At 63.3% G+C, this 13988-nt stretch carries 16 protein-coding genes; 6 read left to right on the top strand and 10 right to left on the bottom strand.

The window, feature by feature from the left end; genetic code table 11:
* Positions 1–87 precede the first annotated feature (87 nt).
* Positions 88–885 (top strand): HpcH/HpaI aldolase/citrate lyase family protein, encoded by a 798-nt coding sequence (locus BC443_RS12135; protein WP_071232101.1) that lies wholly within the window; start codon positions 88–90, stop codon positions 883–885.
* A 135-nt stretch (positions 886–1020) separates the two neighbouring features.
* On the opposite strand, the gene BC443_RS12130 is transcribed toward BC443_RS12135, so the two are convergent.
* A complete protein-coding gene (locus BC443_RS12130) occupies positions 1021–1224 on the bottom strand; it encodes a putative motility protein (RefSeq protein WP_071232100.1) in 204 nt (67 codons plus the stop codon).
* Between the two features lie 218 nt (positions 1225–1442).
* Here BC443_RS12130 and BC443_RS12125 point away from each other — a divergent pair, with 218 nt between their 5' ends.
* The 3 genes from BC443_RS12125 (at position 1443) to BC443_RS12115 (ending at position 3391) form a co-directional block, all read left to right on the top strand.
* The gene (locus BC443_RS12125; RefSeq protein ID WP_071232099.1) at positions 1443–2051 is read left to right on the top strand and encodes a hypothetical protein; all 609 of its coding nucleotides are present in this window, start codon (positions 1443–1445) and stop codon (positions 2049–2051) included.
* Positions 2052–2193: 142 nt separating this feature from the next.
* Entirely contained in the window at positions 2194–3042 is an 849-nt protein-coding gene (gene nfo / locus BC443_RS12120; RefSeq protein ID WP_071232098.1) for a deoxyribonuclease IV, read from the top strand.
* Positions 3043–3103: 61 nt separating this feature from the next.
* Positions 3104–3391 carry a hypothetical protein gene (locus BC443_RS12115; RefSeq protein WP_071232097.1) on the top strand — a complete coding sequence of 96 codons (288 nt, stop codon included), beginning with the start codon at positions 3104–3106 and terminating at the stop codon, positions 3389–3391.
* Positions 3392–3423: 32 nt separating this feature from the next.
* On the opposite strand, the gene BC443_RS18305 is transcribed toward BC443_RS12115, so the two are convergent.
* From BC443_RS18305 to BC443_RS12100, 4 genes are all read right to left on the bottom strand, one after another.
* On the bottom strand, positions 3424–3822 hold the full coding sequence (locus tag BC443_RS18305; protein ID WP_083387375.1) for a hypothetical protein: 399 nt from the start codon (positions 3820–3822) through the stop codon (positions 3424–3426).
* 27 nt (positions 3823–3849) lie between these two features.
* Positions 3850–4617: an MFS transporter gene (locus BC443_RS18300; protein WP_083387374.1), complete on the bottom strand. Its 768-nt coding sequence runs from the start codon at positions 4615–4617 to the stop codon at positions 3850–3852.
* 49 nt (positions 4618–4666) lie between these two features.
* A complete protein-coding gene (gene pepN / locus BC443_RS12105) occupies positions 4667–7333 on the bottom strand; it encodes an aminopeptidase N (RefSeq protein ID WP_071232096.1) in 2667 nt (888 codons plus the stop codon).
* A gap of 205 nt (positions 7334–7538) precedes the next feature.
* Entirely contained in the window at positions 7539–7949 is a 411-nt protein-coding gene (locus BC443_RS12100; protein WP_348769676.1) for a YbaN family protein, read from the bottom strand.
* Between the two features lie 217 nt (positions 7950–8166).
* Here BC443_RS12100 and BC443_RS12095 point away from each other — a divergent pair, with 217 nt between their 5' ends.
* Positions 8167–8976: a class III extradiol ring-cleavage dioxygenase gene (locus tag BC443_RS12095; RefSeq protein ID WP_071232094.1), complete on the top strand. Its 810-nt coding sequence runs from the start codon at positions 8167–8169 to the stop codon at positions 8974–8976.
* Between the two features lie 93 nt (positions 8977–9069).
* Here BC443_RS12095 and BC443_RS12090 read toward each other — a convergent pair whose 3' ends face one another.
* Together BC443_RS12090 and rimI are read right to left on the bottom strand one after the other, a co-directional pair.
* Positions 9070–9555: a YajQ family cyclic di-GMP-binding protein gene (locus tag BC443_RS12090; RefSeq protein WP_071232093.1), complete on the bottom strand. Its 486-nt coding sequence runs from the start codon at positions 9553–9555 to the stop codon at positions 9070–9072.
* Between the two features lie 62 nt (positions 9556–9617).
* Positions 9618–10112, bottom strand: coding sequence for a ribosomal protein S18-alanine N-acetyltransferase (gene rimI / locus BC443_RS12085; RefSeq protein ID WP_071232092.1), 495 nt, complete (start codon positions 10110–10112; stop codon positions 9618–9620).
* A 258-nt stretch (positions 10113–10370) separates the two neighbouring features.
* On the opposite strand from rimI, the gene BC443_RS12080 reads away from it, so the two are divergent.
* On the top strand, positions 10371–11858 hold the full coding sequence (locus BC443_RS12080) for a RimK family protein (RefSeq protein WP_071232091.1): 1488 nt from the start codon (positions 10371–10373) through the stop codon (positions 11856–11858).
* 19 nt (positions 11859–11877) lie between these two features.
* On the opposite strand, the gene BC443_RS12075 is transcribed toward BC443_RS12080, so the two are convergent.
* Genes BC443_RS12075 through BC443_RS12065 form a run of 3 tightly spaced genes read right to left on the bottom strand, consistent with a single transcriptional unit; the run spans position 11878 to position 13909 of the window.
* Entirely contained in the window at positions 11878–12762 is an 885-nt protein-coding gene (locus BC443_RS12075) for a DUF2797 domain-containing protein (protein ID WP_083387373.1), read from the bottom strand.
* Positions 12750–13016 (bottom strand): DUF1315 family protein, encoded by a 267-nt coding sequence (locus BC443_RS12070; RefSeq protein ID WP_071232090.1) that lies wholly within the window; start codon positions 13014–13016, stop codon positions 12750–12752. Before BC443_RS12070 ends, BC443_RS12075 begins: the two co-directional genes overlap by 13 nt.
* Entirely contained in the window at positions 13013–13909 is an 897-nt protein-coding gene (locus tag BC443_RS12065; RefSeq protein WP_071232089.1) for a rhomboid family intramembrane serine protease, read from the bottom strand. Before BC443_RS12065 ends, BC443_RS12070 begins: the two co-directional genes overlap by 4 nt.
* Positions 13910–13988: the final 79 nt, after the last annotated feature.

Genomic DNA, 13988 nt, shown 5'->3' with positions numbered 1-13988 from the left:
TTGCCCCGGCTCGTTTCATTCCGCCCGGGCTGTCTTTCCCACGGCGGCCATATTTTCCTCTAGGCGACGTATAAGGAAGCCACAGCCATGCAACTCCCACAGAACCCCTTCAAACGCTCGCTCGACGGCAACCCGCGTTATGGCTGCTGGGCCGGGTTCGGCACCGGCTACGCCACCGAGATTCTGGCCACGACCGGTTTCGACTGGTTGCTGATCGATGGCGAGCATGCTCCCAACACCGTGCCTTCCGTTCTGGCACAACTGCAGGCCGTGGCGCCTTACGCCAGTGCGCCGGTCGTCCGTACCGTCAATCACGACCCGGCGCTCATCAAGCAGTTGCTCGATATCGGCGCCCAGACGCTGATGATCCCGATGGTCGATACTGCCGAACAGGCGGCCAGGCTGGTAGCAGCGACCCGCTACCCGCCCCACGGATTCCGAGGCGTCGGCGGCGGCCTGACCCGAGCCACTCGCTGGGATAGCGTGGAAGACTATTTGGCCCGCGCCCATGAAGAGCTCTGTCTCGTGGTACAGGTGGAATCCCGCGCTGGCGTCGACAACGCCGAAGCGATCGCGGCCACCGAGGGTGTCGACGCCATCTTCGTGGGTCCGGTGGATCTCTCTACCGGCGTCGGCCATGCCGGCAACCCCAATCACCCGGACGTACAAGCCATGATTCGCCACACGCTGGACGTGACCAAGGCTGCAGGCAAGGCGGCCGGCATCCTCGCCCCCGCCGAGGCGGATGCCAAGCGTTATGCCGAGTGGGGGTTCGATTTCATCGCCGTGGGCATCGATATCAGCCTGCTGCGTCAGGCGGCCGTCGAGACGATCTCTCGCTACAAACCGAACACGCCCAAGCCGAAGTCGAGCCTGGGGTATTGAAGCCGGCATTCACCACGATCGCCCCGAACGCCCGGTAATGTCGGGTCAAAAAACGCGCTCCAAGGAGCGCGTTCGTTGCATGCCATTTCTTGTTGCGGCCCATCTTGTTGCGGCCCATCTTGTTGCGGCCCATCGTCACGCGTAGGCGTTGATCTGGGTTCCCAGCGTGCCGGAAACCGCAAGCTCCGGCGAAGGCGACACGGAGGACATCAACTGCTGGATATGAGCGGCTTGCCCATCCAGGGACTGCTTCAGCAGGCTACCCTGCGCCTCCTGGCTCTGATTGAAGTTCTGCAGTGCCAGGGCGGCGCCCACGGCGGCATTGACTGAGGTATCCATCGCAATCTCCTTGTTCCGAAAGCAGGTCGTGCGTTTATTGGTCTTGCGATCTTCGGTCCATCCATCAGGCTATCGGCCAGCTCGTTCGTCAACTTTAACGCCACGGCACTCGCCACGAAAGTTTCCCTGACGAGGACCGTGAACAGGCGAAGAACGCGCCACTGATGCCCCTTCGGGTCGTCTACGCTGAATCGTCGAATTCCCTGCAGGAGAGCATGATGTCCAGACTCCCCCTCGCGACCGCACTCACGCTCTGCATACCGGTCACCCTCAGCGCCTGCCAGCAGCACGATGCCTCGCCCACCGTTGCCAGCATCGACGAGCAGACGTTTCACGCCTCGGGTTATCCGCTGATGCTTCACTATGATGCATCGCTGATCGCTCTCGACGGCCAGGCCTCCAGCTACTTTGACAATGGCGATTGGCAACTGGCTGACGGCACGGCCGGCGAGCGCCTGATCACGTTGCAACTCCCCGAATCCGACGACGTCACCACCGCACTATGGCGGCTTGGCGCAAGTCGCGATCCGGCTGCCGTCGAAGGGTGTCTGACCCTGCCCGCCAATGCGCAGCCCATGGCCTCGAAAGCCGAGATCGCCGGCCAGACGTTTACCGGGTTCACCCTCGACGATGCCGGCATGAGTCATTTCCAAAACGTGGAGGGTTATCGCGCCGTGGTGGATGGCGCCTGCTATGCCATCGACCTGATCGTTCAGGGCACCAATGGCGAGGTTTACGATCCCCCGCGCGAAGCCCCCTTTCCACGGGAAGACGCCATGAACCGCCTGCGCTCGATCAACGACGGGGTCTCGTTCCCTCGCGAATGACCTCCCTCTCTAGATCTTACGAATCATCCCTCCTGGAGCGAACGGCCGAAGCCGTTCCTCCTTGCCTCGGCTCTGGCGCGGGACGCCGCCACGAGGCGGCTGTTAAACTGCGAGCGCTCATCCCCCAGGATCGGATCATCGTATGAAATACATCGGAGCCCATGTCAGTGCCGCGGGCGGCGTCGATCAGGCCGTGAGCCGCGCCACCGAGATCGGCGCCAATGCCTTCGCGCTGTTCACCAAGAATCAGCGCCAGTGGAAGGCCAAGCCGCTGGAGGAGACCACGATCGAGGCGTTCAAGGCGGCCTGCCGCGCACAGGGTTTCGGCCCGGCCCAGATCCTTCCCCACGACAGCTACCTAATCAATCTCGGCCATCCCAAGAAAGAGGGGCTAGAAAAGTCCCGCGCGGCGTTCCTCGACGAATGCCAGCGCTGCGAACAGCTGGGGCTGGAACTGCTGAACTTCCACCCCGGCAGCCACCTCAAGAAGATCAGCGAGCGCGACTGCCTCGCAAGGATCGCCGAGTCGATCAACGAGGCCCATGCCGCGACCCGATCCGTCGTCGCCGTGATCGAGAATACCGCCGGTCAGGGCTCCAACCTCGGCTTTCGCTTCGAGCAGCTGGCCGAGATCATCGAACAGGTCGACGACAAGGATCGCGTCGGCGCCTGCATCGACACCTGCCACGCCTTCGCCGCCGGCTACGACCTGCGCACCGAAGCGGAAGCCGTCGCCATGCTCGACGATTTCGAGCGCGTGGTGGGTATTCGCTATCTACGCGGCATGCATCTCAACGATGCCAAGAGCGAGTTCGCCAGTCGTGTCGACCGTCACCACAGCCTGGGCAAGGGCAACATCGGCCTACCCGCCTTCACCGCGCTGATGCGCGACAGCCGTACCGATGGCATCCCGCTGATTCTGGAAACCGTCGAGCCCGAGATCTGGGCCGAAGAGATCCAATGGCTGCGCGATCAGCAGCACGCTGACTGACCTTGAACCCGAGCCACTAACCGGCTCTCCAAACCACTATGCCCCAAGGAACCTGCTCGACATGGATGGATTCTTCAACTGGCTCGGCGAAGCGATCGGCAACGTCATTCGCGCCTTGGTCAACGGCCTGCACGCCATATTCGGCAATCTTTGGCAGGCGATCGACGGCTTCGTCGACGGCCTGACCGGCTCGCTCGGCATCAGCGATTCGATCTTCAGCATCGCGGCACTGGTGGTAGGCGTGCTGCTGTTGATCAGCGGCATCCGTTCGCTGGTTCGCGGCGGCATCGTCGGCGGCATCGTCTGGCTGCTGCTGGGGCTGCTGATCCTGAGCTGGCTGATTCGCTGAAGCGTCACTTCCCTTGATTCCCGGCCCTAGTGCTACGTCAGCGATGGCAGCACGTGAACGCGGTATCGGATCAGAATGAGCGCCCCGGAAACGAGCATGAGGAGCGCGACGCCCAACAATATCGAACCGGTCGCGTGCCACCCCGCCGTCGCACTGACGACGAGCCCACCCAGCGGTTGAGTGAGATTGTTGAGCATCACCACCAGCCCGGTCGTCTTGCCGAAGTCCTCCGGCGGGATGACCCGACGGCGCAGGCTGCGAATCGACACGCTGAACGTCTTGTCGAAGCCAACCACCAGCAGAAACCCCAGCGCATAGAGCCAAGACGTGGCGGTCATGCTCACCATCAGCCCGCCCAGCGCCATGGCCGCATACGCCGCCAGTCCCAGCCGATCTGCCGGAATCAGCGATCTTGCGGTGAACAGTAGCACCAGGACAGTAGCCAGCGCGCCGCCGGCCTACAACACGCCGTAGTAGATTTCACCATGCCCCTGAACGCCGGTGACCACTGCCGGCGCCGTTGCCAGCAACGTCCCCAGCAACAGGTTGACGGCCATCGCCAACCCGATCGATGCCGGCAAAGCCGAATTCACGCACAGGTGGCGACCAGCAATCAATAGTGCCCGATATCCGTTGGCCGAATCCGATCGTGGCACCGGAAGCTCGGGCCTAGCCAGACGTTGCCAGCGCCACACGGCGAGATCGCTCAGCAGGAACCCGAGCGCAATGACTACAACCACCGTTTGCCATTCGAGCTGGGCCAGCAGGGCCGCCGCGACCACCGGACCCAGTACCGTGCCCACCTGATCGAACAGCTGGGCATGGGAGACAAGCCGCTCGTAGCGCACCGAGCCGAAGGCCTGCACCAGCAAAACCTCACGCGCCATCACGCCTTGAGTGGATAGCACGCCGACCAGCGCAGAAAGACCGATCAACCAGGCGACATGGGGCGCCACCAGATACCCCAGAATCGCGACGGCGCAAGTTGCCATTCGCCAGCGCTGGCTCAGCCGTAGCAATTGATCGTTGCGATGACGATCGCAGAGCTGACCGCACAATGGAAAGGCCAGAAACCGCGGCAGGGTCTCGAAGAAGAACGCCAGGCCGGACCAGGCGACGCTCCCGGTGAGCTGGTAAATCACCAGCGGCACCAGGAACAGCAGCATCTGATCCGCCAACCGCGACAGCAATAGCGAGACGAAGAAGTCACGGTTGATCGATCTCATGCCAAGAGCCTTGCCATCGTATTAGTAGCCATAGATGCCTCGGCCGCCGTCAGGCATCCGCCAGCGCCCGCTCGACCATCTCAAACACGTTGGGCGAGAGCTTCTCGGCGCGAATGCGCTCGAGCTCGGCCTTCATCAGGGCCTGACGCGTCTCGTCGAAACGCTGCCAGCGCGTCAGCGGCGTGATGATGCGCGCGGCGATTTCCGGGTTGAGGCGGTTGAGCTCGATCACCACATCGGCCAGCAGCTTGTATCCTTCCCCGTCGAGCCGATGGAAGTTGACCCGATTCTGGGCAAAGGCCCCGATCAGGGCGCGCACCTTGTTGGGGTTCTTCATCGAGAACAGCGGATGCCCCATCAAGAAGCGCACGCGCTCCAGCACGTCGGCCTGCGGCCGCGTGACCTGAATGGTGAACCACTGATCCATGACCAGCGGATCGTGGGCCCACTTCTCGCCGAAGGCCTTCAGCGCCGGTTCGGCCAGATCGGTCCGATCGCTGTGAGCCAGCAACGTCAGCGCGGCGCGCACGTCGGTCATGTTGGCGCCCTGTTCCAGCTGTCGCTGCGTCAGGCTGACGGCCTCGTCGTCCTCGATACTCATCAGGTAGGCAAGCGCCACGTTCTTGAGACGACGCTGGGCGATCTGCGCTGGCGTCGGCGCGTAGGGCTCGTCGCTCAGGTTGTCGCGATAGACGGCGAGGAATTCGTCGCGCAGCTGCCAGGCCAGCGACTGGCGCACGAATTCCCGCGCGGCGTGGATCGCATCGACATCGACCATCGGCTGCTGTTCGGCGACATAGGCTTCGGAGGGCAGCGTCAGCATCTCCGCCAGTACCGCCTTGTCGTCGCCCGGCTCGTTGAGCAAGCTGCGATACGCCTCGATCAGGCGCACGTCCATGACCTTCTCGACGCCGTTTCGGTGCGCCGCGATCAGATCATCCAGCGCCAGCATGGTCAGCCGCTGGCCGGCATCCCAGCGGTTGAAGCCGTCGGAATCATGCGTCAGCAAAAACGCCAGCTCTTCCCGCGAATAGGGGTAGCGCAGCTTCACCGGCGCGGAGAATCCGCGCAGCAACGACGGCACCGGCGCCTCTTCGACATTGGTGAACACGAAGGTCTGCTCCGCTTCGCGCAGATGCAGCACGCCGTCCTTGCCCAGGTCGTCCGGGCTCTCGCCACCGTTATCCAGCTTCAGAGTCAGGTCGTGGCCGGACTTGGTGCCGACCAGCCCCATGCGCACCGGAATGTGCAGCGGCAGCTTCTCGGTCTGGCCCGGTGTTGCCGGCGTCCGCTGGGAGAGACGCAGATGGTATTCGCACTTGGCGTAGTCATACTCGCCGTGGGCATCGATCTCCGGCGTCCCCGCCTGGGAGTACCAGCGCAGGAACTGATCGAGATCCAGCCCGGAGACTTCCGCCATGCAGGCGACGAAATCCTCGATCGTCACCGCCTGGCCATCGAAGCGTTCGAAATAAAGATCACTGCCGCGGCGGAAGTCTTCCCAACCCAGCAAGTGGCGCAGCATGCGCACCACTTCCGCCCCCTTCTCGTAGATGGTCAGGGTGTAGAAGTTGGAAATCTCGATGTAGTGATCGGGGCGAATCGGATGCGCAGTGGGACCGGCGTCCTCGGCGAACTGTGCGGTGCGGAAGAACGAGACGTCCTCGATCCGCTTGACCGGTGCCGAGTTGACGTCGGCGGAAAAGGTCTGGTCGCGGAAGACGGTAAAGCCCTCTTTCAGCGAGAGCTGGAACCAGTCGCGGCAGGTGACGCGATTGCCGGACCAGTTGTGGAAGTACTCGTGGGCGACGATGCCCTCGACGCGCTGGAAGGCTGCATCGGTCGCGGTCTGCGGATGCGTGAGCACCGCCGCCGAGTTGAAGATGTTGAGCCCCTTGTTCTCCATCGCGCCCATGTTGAAGTCGTTGACGGCGACGATCATGAAGCGGTCGAGGTCGTACTCGCGGCCATAGGTCTCCTCGTCCCACTGCATGGAACGCTTGAGCGAGGCCATCGCATGCTCGGTCTTGTCGAGATTTTCCGGCTCGACCCAGATCTGCAGCAGCACCTCGCGACCGCTCATGGTGGTGTAGTGATCCTCCACCTTCTCCAGGCTGCCGGCGACCAGCGCGAACAGATAGCTGGGTTTGGGATGCGGATCTTCCCAGGTGACGAAGTGGCGACCATTGGGCAACTCGCCCTTCTCCACCGGGTTGCCGTTGGAGAGCAGTACCGGCAGCGACTCGCGATCGCCGATCACGGTCGTGGAAAAGGTCGCCATTACGTCCGGGCGATCGGGGTAGAAGGTGATCCGGCGAAAGCCTTCCGGCTCGCACTGGGTGCAGAACATGCCGTTGGAACGGTAGAGCCCTTCCAGCGCCGTATTGGCATCGGGATCGATCTCGACTTCGGTATCGAGCCGGAAACGCGCCGGCACCGAGGCCACGGTCAGCTTGTCTTCGCCGACCTCGAACTCCCCGGCCTCCAGCGTCTGGCCATCGATGGCGATACTGATCAGCTTGAGCTGCTCGCCGGCCAGTTCCAGCGGCAGGCCGGACTCTTTGTCATCGGGCTTGCGGTCGGGGTGGCGTTCCACGTGCAAGCGCGCCTTGACCCGGGTTGCGGACGGCTCGAGATCGAAGGTGAGCTCGGTGTGCGTGACGCGGTACGCCGGCGGCAGATAATCCTTGAGATAGGTCGCTTGCATCTCAGACATGGCAACGCTCCTTGTAGAAATGGGTAGGTCGAATCGGCAGCTCGAACCCGTGACAACAGCCAGTAACCCGAGTGGGCCAACAAAGCCTGCCGACCGACGATCGGCAACCATTCTACCCACGTCACCGGAACGAGATCGAATCGATGTCGCGACGCAGGAACGTGGGCAGTGCAAGGTGAGAGAAACGAGAAGGCTTGCCGCCGAATCAACGCCGCTCGGGGGCCTCTTCCGACCACACGCCACGTACCGGGCACTGGAGGCTCGGCAGCGGGCGGGTCACGATCCAGATCGCCAGCCCCGCCAGGCCGACGATCAGGCCGATCTTGAGCAGCCAGTGGGAGACGGTAAAAGCGATGATCAGGCACGACACGCCGAGCATGATCACGGCCATGATCTTGGCGTGCTTGGGGATGGCGCGCTCGCGCTCCCAGGATTGGATCGGCGGGCCGAAGCGCGGGTGATTGCGAATCCAGCCGGCGAATCGGGGGGACCCTCGCGAGGCGAGCCAGACCGCCGCCAGCATGAAACACGTGGTCGGCATCACCGGCAGGAAAAGACCGATCACGCCCAGCGCGAAACTGATGGCGGCCAAGGTGACATAGATGGCATTACGCATGCCGAACATCCCCACTGCGATTGGTCGAGGCGCCCCCCGAAGAGGACGCTTGGATCAATAGTGTAAACCAGCCTTTACCGTCCTCTCCAACGTGCGGCGGTGGAAAAGCCCAATATTGACGATAGGGAAACCGTTCATTCGCCAGGAAACGGCTAGTGCCGCCGCGCCATCGGCGTAGGCTTCGGCGTAACGCCCCTCTATCCCCGGAACGGATATCATGACCACGAGACAGGTACTTTACCTCTCCCACGGCTCCCCCGACCTCAGCCTGACCGATCATCCGGCACGCACCTTCCTGAAGGAACTGGGCGGGCGTTTGCCCAAACCCTCCGGCGCGCTGGTGAGCTCGGCACACTTCGAGACACCCGGGCTGGTCGTCGGCGGCGCCAGGCAGCCCGAAACCTGGCACGACTTCCACGGCTTCCCTGACGCGCTTTATCGCATGCGTTACCCGGCCCCCGGCATGCCGGAGACCGCCGAGCGGTTGGTGGCAGCACTCGCCGCCTCGGGTATCGAGGCGCAACTGGACCCCGAGCGGGCGCTGGATCACGGCATCTGGTCGCCGCTCTCGCTGTTCTGGCCGCAGGCGGATGTTCCATTAATTCCGATCAGCGTGCCGACACGGATGAGCACACCCGCCCAGCTCGAGATCGGCGTAACCCTGGGACGCTGGGCGCAGCAGAACGACTTCATGCTGATCGGCTCCGGTGCCGCCACTCACAATCTCGGTGACAGGCACTTCGTTCACGACGCGCCCGACACGTGGGCCAGGCGATTCCACGACTGGGTCATCGATATCGCCGCACGCGGCGATCTGAAAGCGATGCAGGACTGGCAGGCCGCGGCCCCCTACGCACGTTACGCCCACCCGACGCCGGAACATTTTCTGCCGCTGCTGATGTGCCTCGGCGCGATGGAAGGCCAGCCACTGCATGCGCTTCACGAGAGTTTCATGTACGGCAACTTGAGCATGCTGGCGCTGGGGAGCGAGGATTTGACGCAACGGCTCGATAGCGCCGCCGCGTAAGGGTAAGGGGCTCCACGAGGGACTGGCCGGGACATCGAAGGGTTGACGGGCGTTGCCGGGTATCTCGGCCACACCCGGCGTCGGATCGGGACGTCAGTCCCGGAAGTTGTCGTACTGCAGCGGCAGGTCCGGGCCATCCTCGCCCTTGAGCAGCGCGATCGCCTGTTGAAGGTCGTCGCGCTTCTTGCCGCTGACGCGAACCTTGTCGCCTTGGATCGCGGCCTGGACCTTGAGCTTGGAATCCTTGATCAGCTTGACGATCGCCTTGGCGTCGGGCTGTTCGAGGCCCTGCTTGAGCTTGATCTGCTGGCGCGCCTTGACCCCGGACGTCTGGGCGTCCTGGATATCCATGCAGCGCGGGTCGATGCCGCGGGCGATCAGCTTGTTGCGCAGCACGTCGATCATCTGCTGGAGCTGGAATTCGGCATCCGCCTCGATCGAGACGGTCTCGCCTTCCAGCGTGAAGCTGGCATCGACGCCGCGAAAATCGAAGCGGTTCTGGATTTCACGATTCGCCTGGTCGACGGCATTGGTCGCTTCGTGGCGATCGAATTCGGAAACGATGTCGAAAGATGGCATGAGCCTCGGTCCTCAATCAAAAGTGGAGCCGCGGTGCGACCAGAATCGGTCCGCGGCCGGTATCAGTCGGCAGCCGACATGTCGGGCGGCTCGGGCGGCTCGGGCGGCTCGAGCCGCTTATCCATCTGCCAGGCGGCACAGCCATCGGCATAATAGTCGTCCAGCCAGCGATGAGCGATGAACCCCATCCGGCGGTAAAGCCCCATCGCCACGCGATTGTCGGCACGCACTTCCAGCAGCATGCGCTGGCTGCCCCGCTCTCGCGCCGCATTCTCCAGCGCCTGGAGCAGTTCCCGGCCCAGGCCGATACCGCGAGCGGCCGGATCGACACAGAACGAGTAGAGTCTGGCCGTGGTGCTGTTGCGCCGGAACAGTAGCGTGCCGTAACCGATGACTCGCTGGTCTTCGGCGATCGCCAGCAGATTGGCGGCGTTGGCCCGGGTCAGCAGGTGTGCAAGTTGGCGGCGGCTGAAGCGATCACTGTCAAAGCAGCGCTCTTCCAATTCATACAAGGCGTCGCAATCGGCAGGCAGGCCGTAGCGAATGGTGCGGAGCATGCGTGCGCTCTCATCTGATTCATCTGGGATCTGGGTGCAGCCACGGCCTTCGTTCGACCGGGACCGCGCCGGTGGCCCGTCAGGCGGGCAGTCGCCGAGGCGATGACGCCGACGATGCTGAAATTATTTCACGCCGGCAACGACTTGTCGCCGCCTTCACATCATCGCATGCTATTTCCTTTTTGCAGCCCCGGCAGCTTGCCGCATCGATCGCCGACCAACCCAACGGGAAGATGTCGGAAAAGGAGCCACCGATTCATGTCACGCCTGCGTATCGTCGTCGATCGCCTTGCCGACTGGCAACCTTACTACCCTTCCGAGGATCTGATTAGCGCCGACGAGTTCCTCGCGCTGAACGGCGCGGCGACGGCAGATGACGCCACGCACGTCATCAACCTGTGCGCCAATCTCGACTATCTGGAAACCGGCTATTACGTTTCTCTGCTGGCCCAGGCGCGCAACCAGCGCGTGCTGCCCAGCGTGGAAACGCTCAACCAGCTCTCGCGCAAGGCACTGATCGACATGCAGCTGGCCGCCATCGATCCGCTGTTGATGGAACTGAACAAGCGCGGCGTTCTCGAGGGCGAATCCTTCACGCTGCGCGTCTTCTTCGGCGAGTGCCGGGAACCGGAGCTGCAGCGCCTGGCTCGTCGCCTGTTCGAGCGTCTGCCTCATCCGCTGCTGGAAGCCCGCTTCGAGAAACGCCAGAACGTCTGGCGCCTGGCACGGCTCAAGCCCATCGCGCTGACGGCGCTGCAATCCGGCGAGGAAGACCTGTTCGCGACGGCGCTGAACCGCCATTCGACCCGGGTCTGGCGCACGCCACGCGCACGCCGTCGCTACCGCTTCGATCTGGCGATCCTGATCGATCCGGAAGAGAAGTTGCCGCCCAGCAACAAGGGGGCGCTCAAGCGCTTCATACGCGCCGGCCGGCGCCTGGGCATCGACGTCAGCCTGATCACCCATCGGGACGCCGGCCGGCTGGCCGAGTTCGACGCTCTGTTCATCCGCGAGACGACCCGGCTGGATCATCACACCTATCGCATGGCCAAGAAGGCCGAGCACGAGGGGCTGGTGGTGATCGACGATCCCCAGTCGATCCTGCGCTGTACCAACAAGATTTTTCTCCACGAACTGCTGGGCACCCACAAGGTTCCGGCGCCTCGCGGTCAGCTGCTTCATCGCGGCGACATGAGCCGGCTCGACGAGAAGCTCGCCCATCTGGACTATCCACTGGTCCTGAAGGTGCCGGACGGCGCCTTTTCCAAGGGGGTGGTCAAGATTCGCTCACGTGAGGAGCTGGAGGCGGAGGCGCCCAAGCTGTTCGAGGCTTCGGCGCTGCTGCTGCTGCAGGAGTGGCTGCCGACCGACTTCGACTGGCGCATCGGCGTGCTCGACGGCCAGGTCCTCTTCGCCAGCCGCTACTACATGGCTCGCGGCCATTGGCAGATCTACGACCACTCCAGCGGCAAGACCCGCAGCGGCGGTTTCACCACCCACGATCCGTCGGAGGTGCCACCGCAGGTGGTCAAGGCAGCGCTGCGGGCGACCAAGCTGATCGGCAACGGCCTCTACGGGGTCGATCTCAAGCAGATCGGCGATCGCGTGGTAGTCATCGAGGTCAACGACAACCCCAACCTGGATGCCGGCGTGGAAGACGTGGTGCTGAAGGATGCGCTCTACGAGCAGGTCATGTCGGTATTTCTGAAGCGCATGGAGCGCCAGCTCGAGCACAAGCCGCGCTGATCCGCCCGGCCTGGCGTCATCACGCGGACTCGGCCGTCACCGAGACCTGATAACCGGCGAACTTACGCAGGTTGATGACGCCGGTATCGAGGATCATGTACTGCCCCTTGAGCCCCATCAGGGTGCCTTCGACCATCGGCGACTTGTCGAGATTGAACGAGACGATCTTGCGCGGCCATTCGAGCACGGGATAGTCGATCGTCAGTGGCAGCGCATCGTCGACCGTTTGAATGGCATCCTCACCGACACGCTGGCGCAGCGCTGCCAGCCCCGGTGCGAGCCGGGCCAGCAGGCGGTCACGCTCGGCGGTCAGATCGAGCGGCTCGACCTCGCCCTTGAGCATCGCCCGCCAGTTGGTGCGATCGGAGACGTGCGACTTGAACAGCGTTTCCACCAGCCCGGACTGCTGCCGCGTATCGACATCGAGAATCGGCAGCGCCTGGATCGCCCCCTGATCGAGCCAGCGGGTCGGCGTATTGGTGCCTCGCGTGATGCCGACCTTGAGGCCGGAGGCGTTGGCCAGGTAAACGGTATGCGGGCGGAAGCAGTGGCGTTCGCCCCAGGCCGGATCGCGGCAGGTGCCCTGAAAGTAGTGACAGGTCTCCGGGCGCATCATGCAGAGATCGCAATGCGCCAGCGAGGAAAAGCAAGGGTAGCAATGCCCTTGACCGAAACTCTTGCGCGTGGCGCGCCCGCACTCGACGCAGTAAATCTCGCCGGTATGGTGTAACCGGATGCGCTGCCCCAGCCACGCATTGAGCCGCACACGCTGCTCGCCGGCCCGCAGGGTATAGTCCGCCGGGCCGTTCTCCACCGGCAACCGAATGTCGAGCTTGCGGAGCTGGCCGCTGGCAAAGCGGCCAGACTCGCTCGCGACCTGCGCAGCCGGGATCAGTTGATCCATTTGACCGCGGCTTCCTCGGCGGAGGCATGATTGCCGGAGGCACATTCGTTGCGCTCGAGATAGCCGACACGCTGTTCCGCCGGCACCTCATGGATCATTTCGTACTTGATGACCGCCTCCAGACACAGCTCGGTCTGCTCGGGGGTCAAGCGGCGGCCGTCGGGCCATTTGCGCAGTTGAATGGCCTGCTTGAAGTTCTCGTACATCTCTCGGGTCATCTGCGCGACCATGCGGTCGAAATTCATCTCGCTCACTTATTTTCTCCTGAAGAGCTTTCTCCTGAAGCGTCGTGTCCGGCGCCTCCCGATGCATTACGGCTGGCGAACCAGCCCATGAACAGCCCAATCAGCAATCCGCCCAGATGCGCCTCGTTGGCGACGTTACCGAAGCCGAAGGCCCCGGCAAGATCGGTCATGGTAAAGACCATCCAGACCAGCATGAAGACCATCAGCATCTGGGGCACGAAGAAGCCGCTTTCCGGCCGGCGGCGAGACATCAACCACACGTAGCCCAGCAGCGCGTAATCCACCCCCGACATGCCCCCGAACAGCACGATGCCGGTGACGTACTGTGCCAGATTGGAAACCAGCGTCGCGATCAGCACGATGAGGCCGAGCCGGCGCCATCCCTGGATCGCTTCGACCTGACGGCCGAAATACCACACCCACAGCATGTTGAAGATCAGGTGCATCCAGCCGAAGTGCAAAAGCGCCGGCGTGAACAGGCGCCAGAGCTGGCCGCCGGCCAGGGTGTCGGAGACGAGATCCCCCGGCACCAGCCGCTGACCGACGATGTCGAGCGGCACGATGGTGAAAGCGCGGACGATGGCATCGCCCGCGAAAATCATGGCCAGGAAGATCAGCACGCAGACGGCAATCAGCCCGGCCGAGAATGGTGCCTGCCCGAACGCCTGGCTGGCGATACCGGGTCGACGCCGTGGCGCCTCGGCCGCCGAAGCAGTATCCAGTTCCCCCCGGTGCCAGAGCTCGATCAGTCGCGCAGCCGCATCTCGCTGCTCGGGATCGACAAGCCACAGTACCTGCCGATTCTCCTGATGCGTGAAGCGATGACCGATGTGATGCGCCCAGAGCGCCTGCCGCAGAGGCCGCGTATCCAGATCGCCAGGCAGTTCGAGGAGTTTATACATGGAAGATGTCCGACCCGCTTACCGAGAGAATATCGAGAAGCCCGATGCTGAGACTCAGGCGCCGAGCCCAGCATGGACA

Origin of the sequence: Salinicola sp. MIT1003 (assembly GCF_001858555.1) — a bacterium.
Lineage (GTDB): Bacteria > Pseudomonadota > Gammaproteobacteria > Pseudomonadales > Halomonadaceae > Salinicola > Salinicola salarius.
The sequence above is the reverse complement of the archived record's forward strand: the minus strand, read 5'-3'. Positions and strand labels throughout refer to the sequence as shown.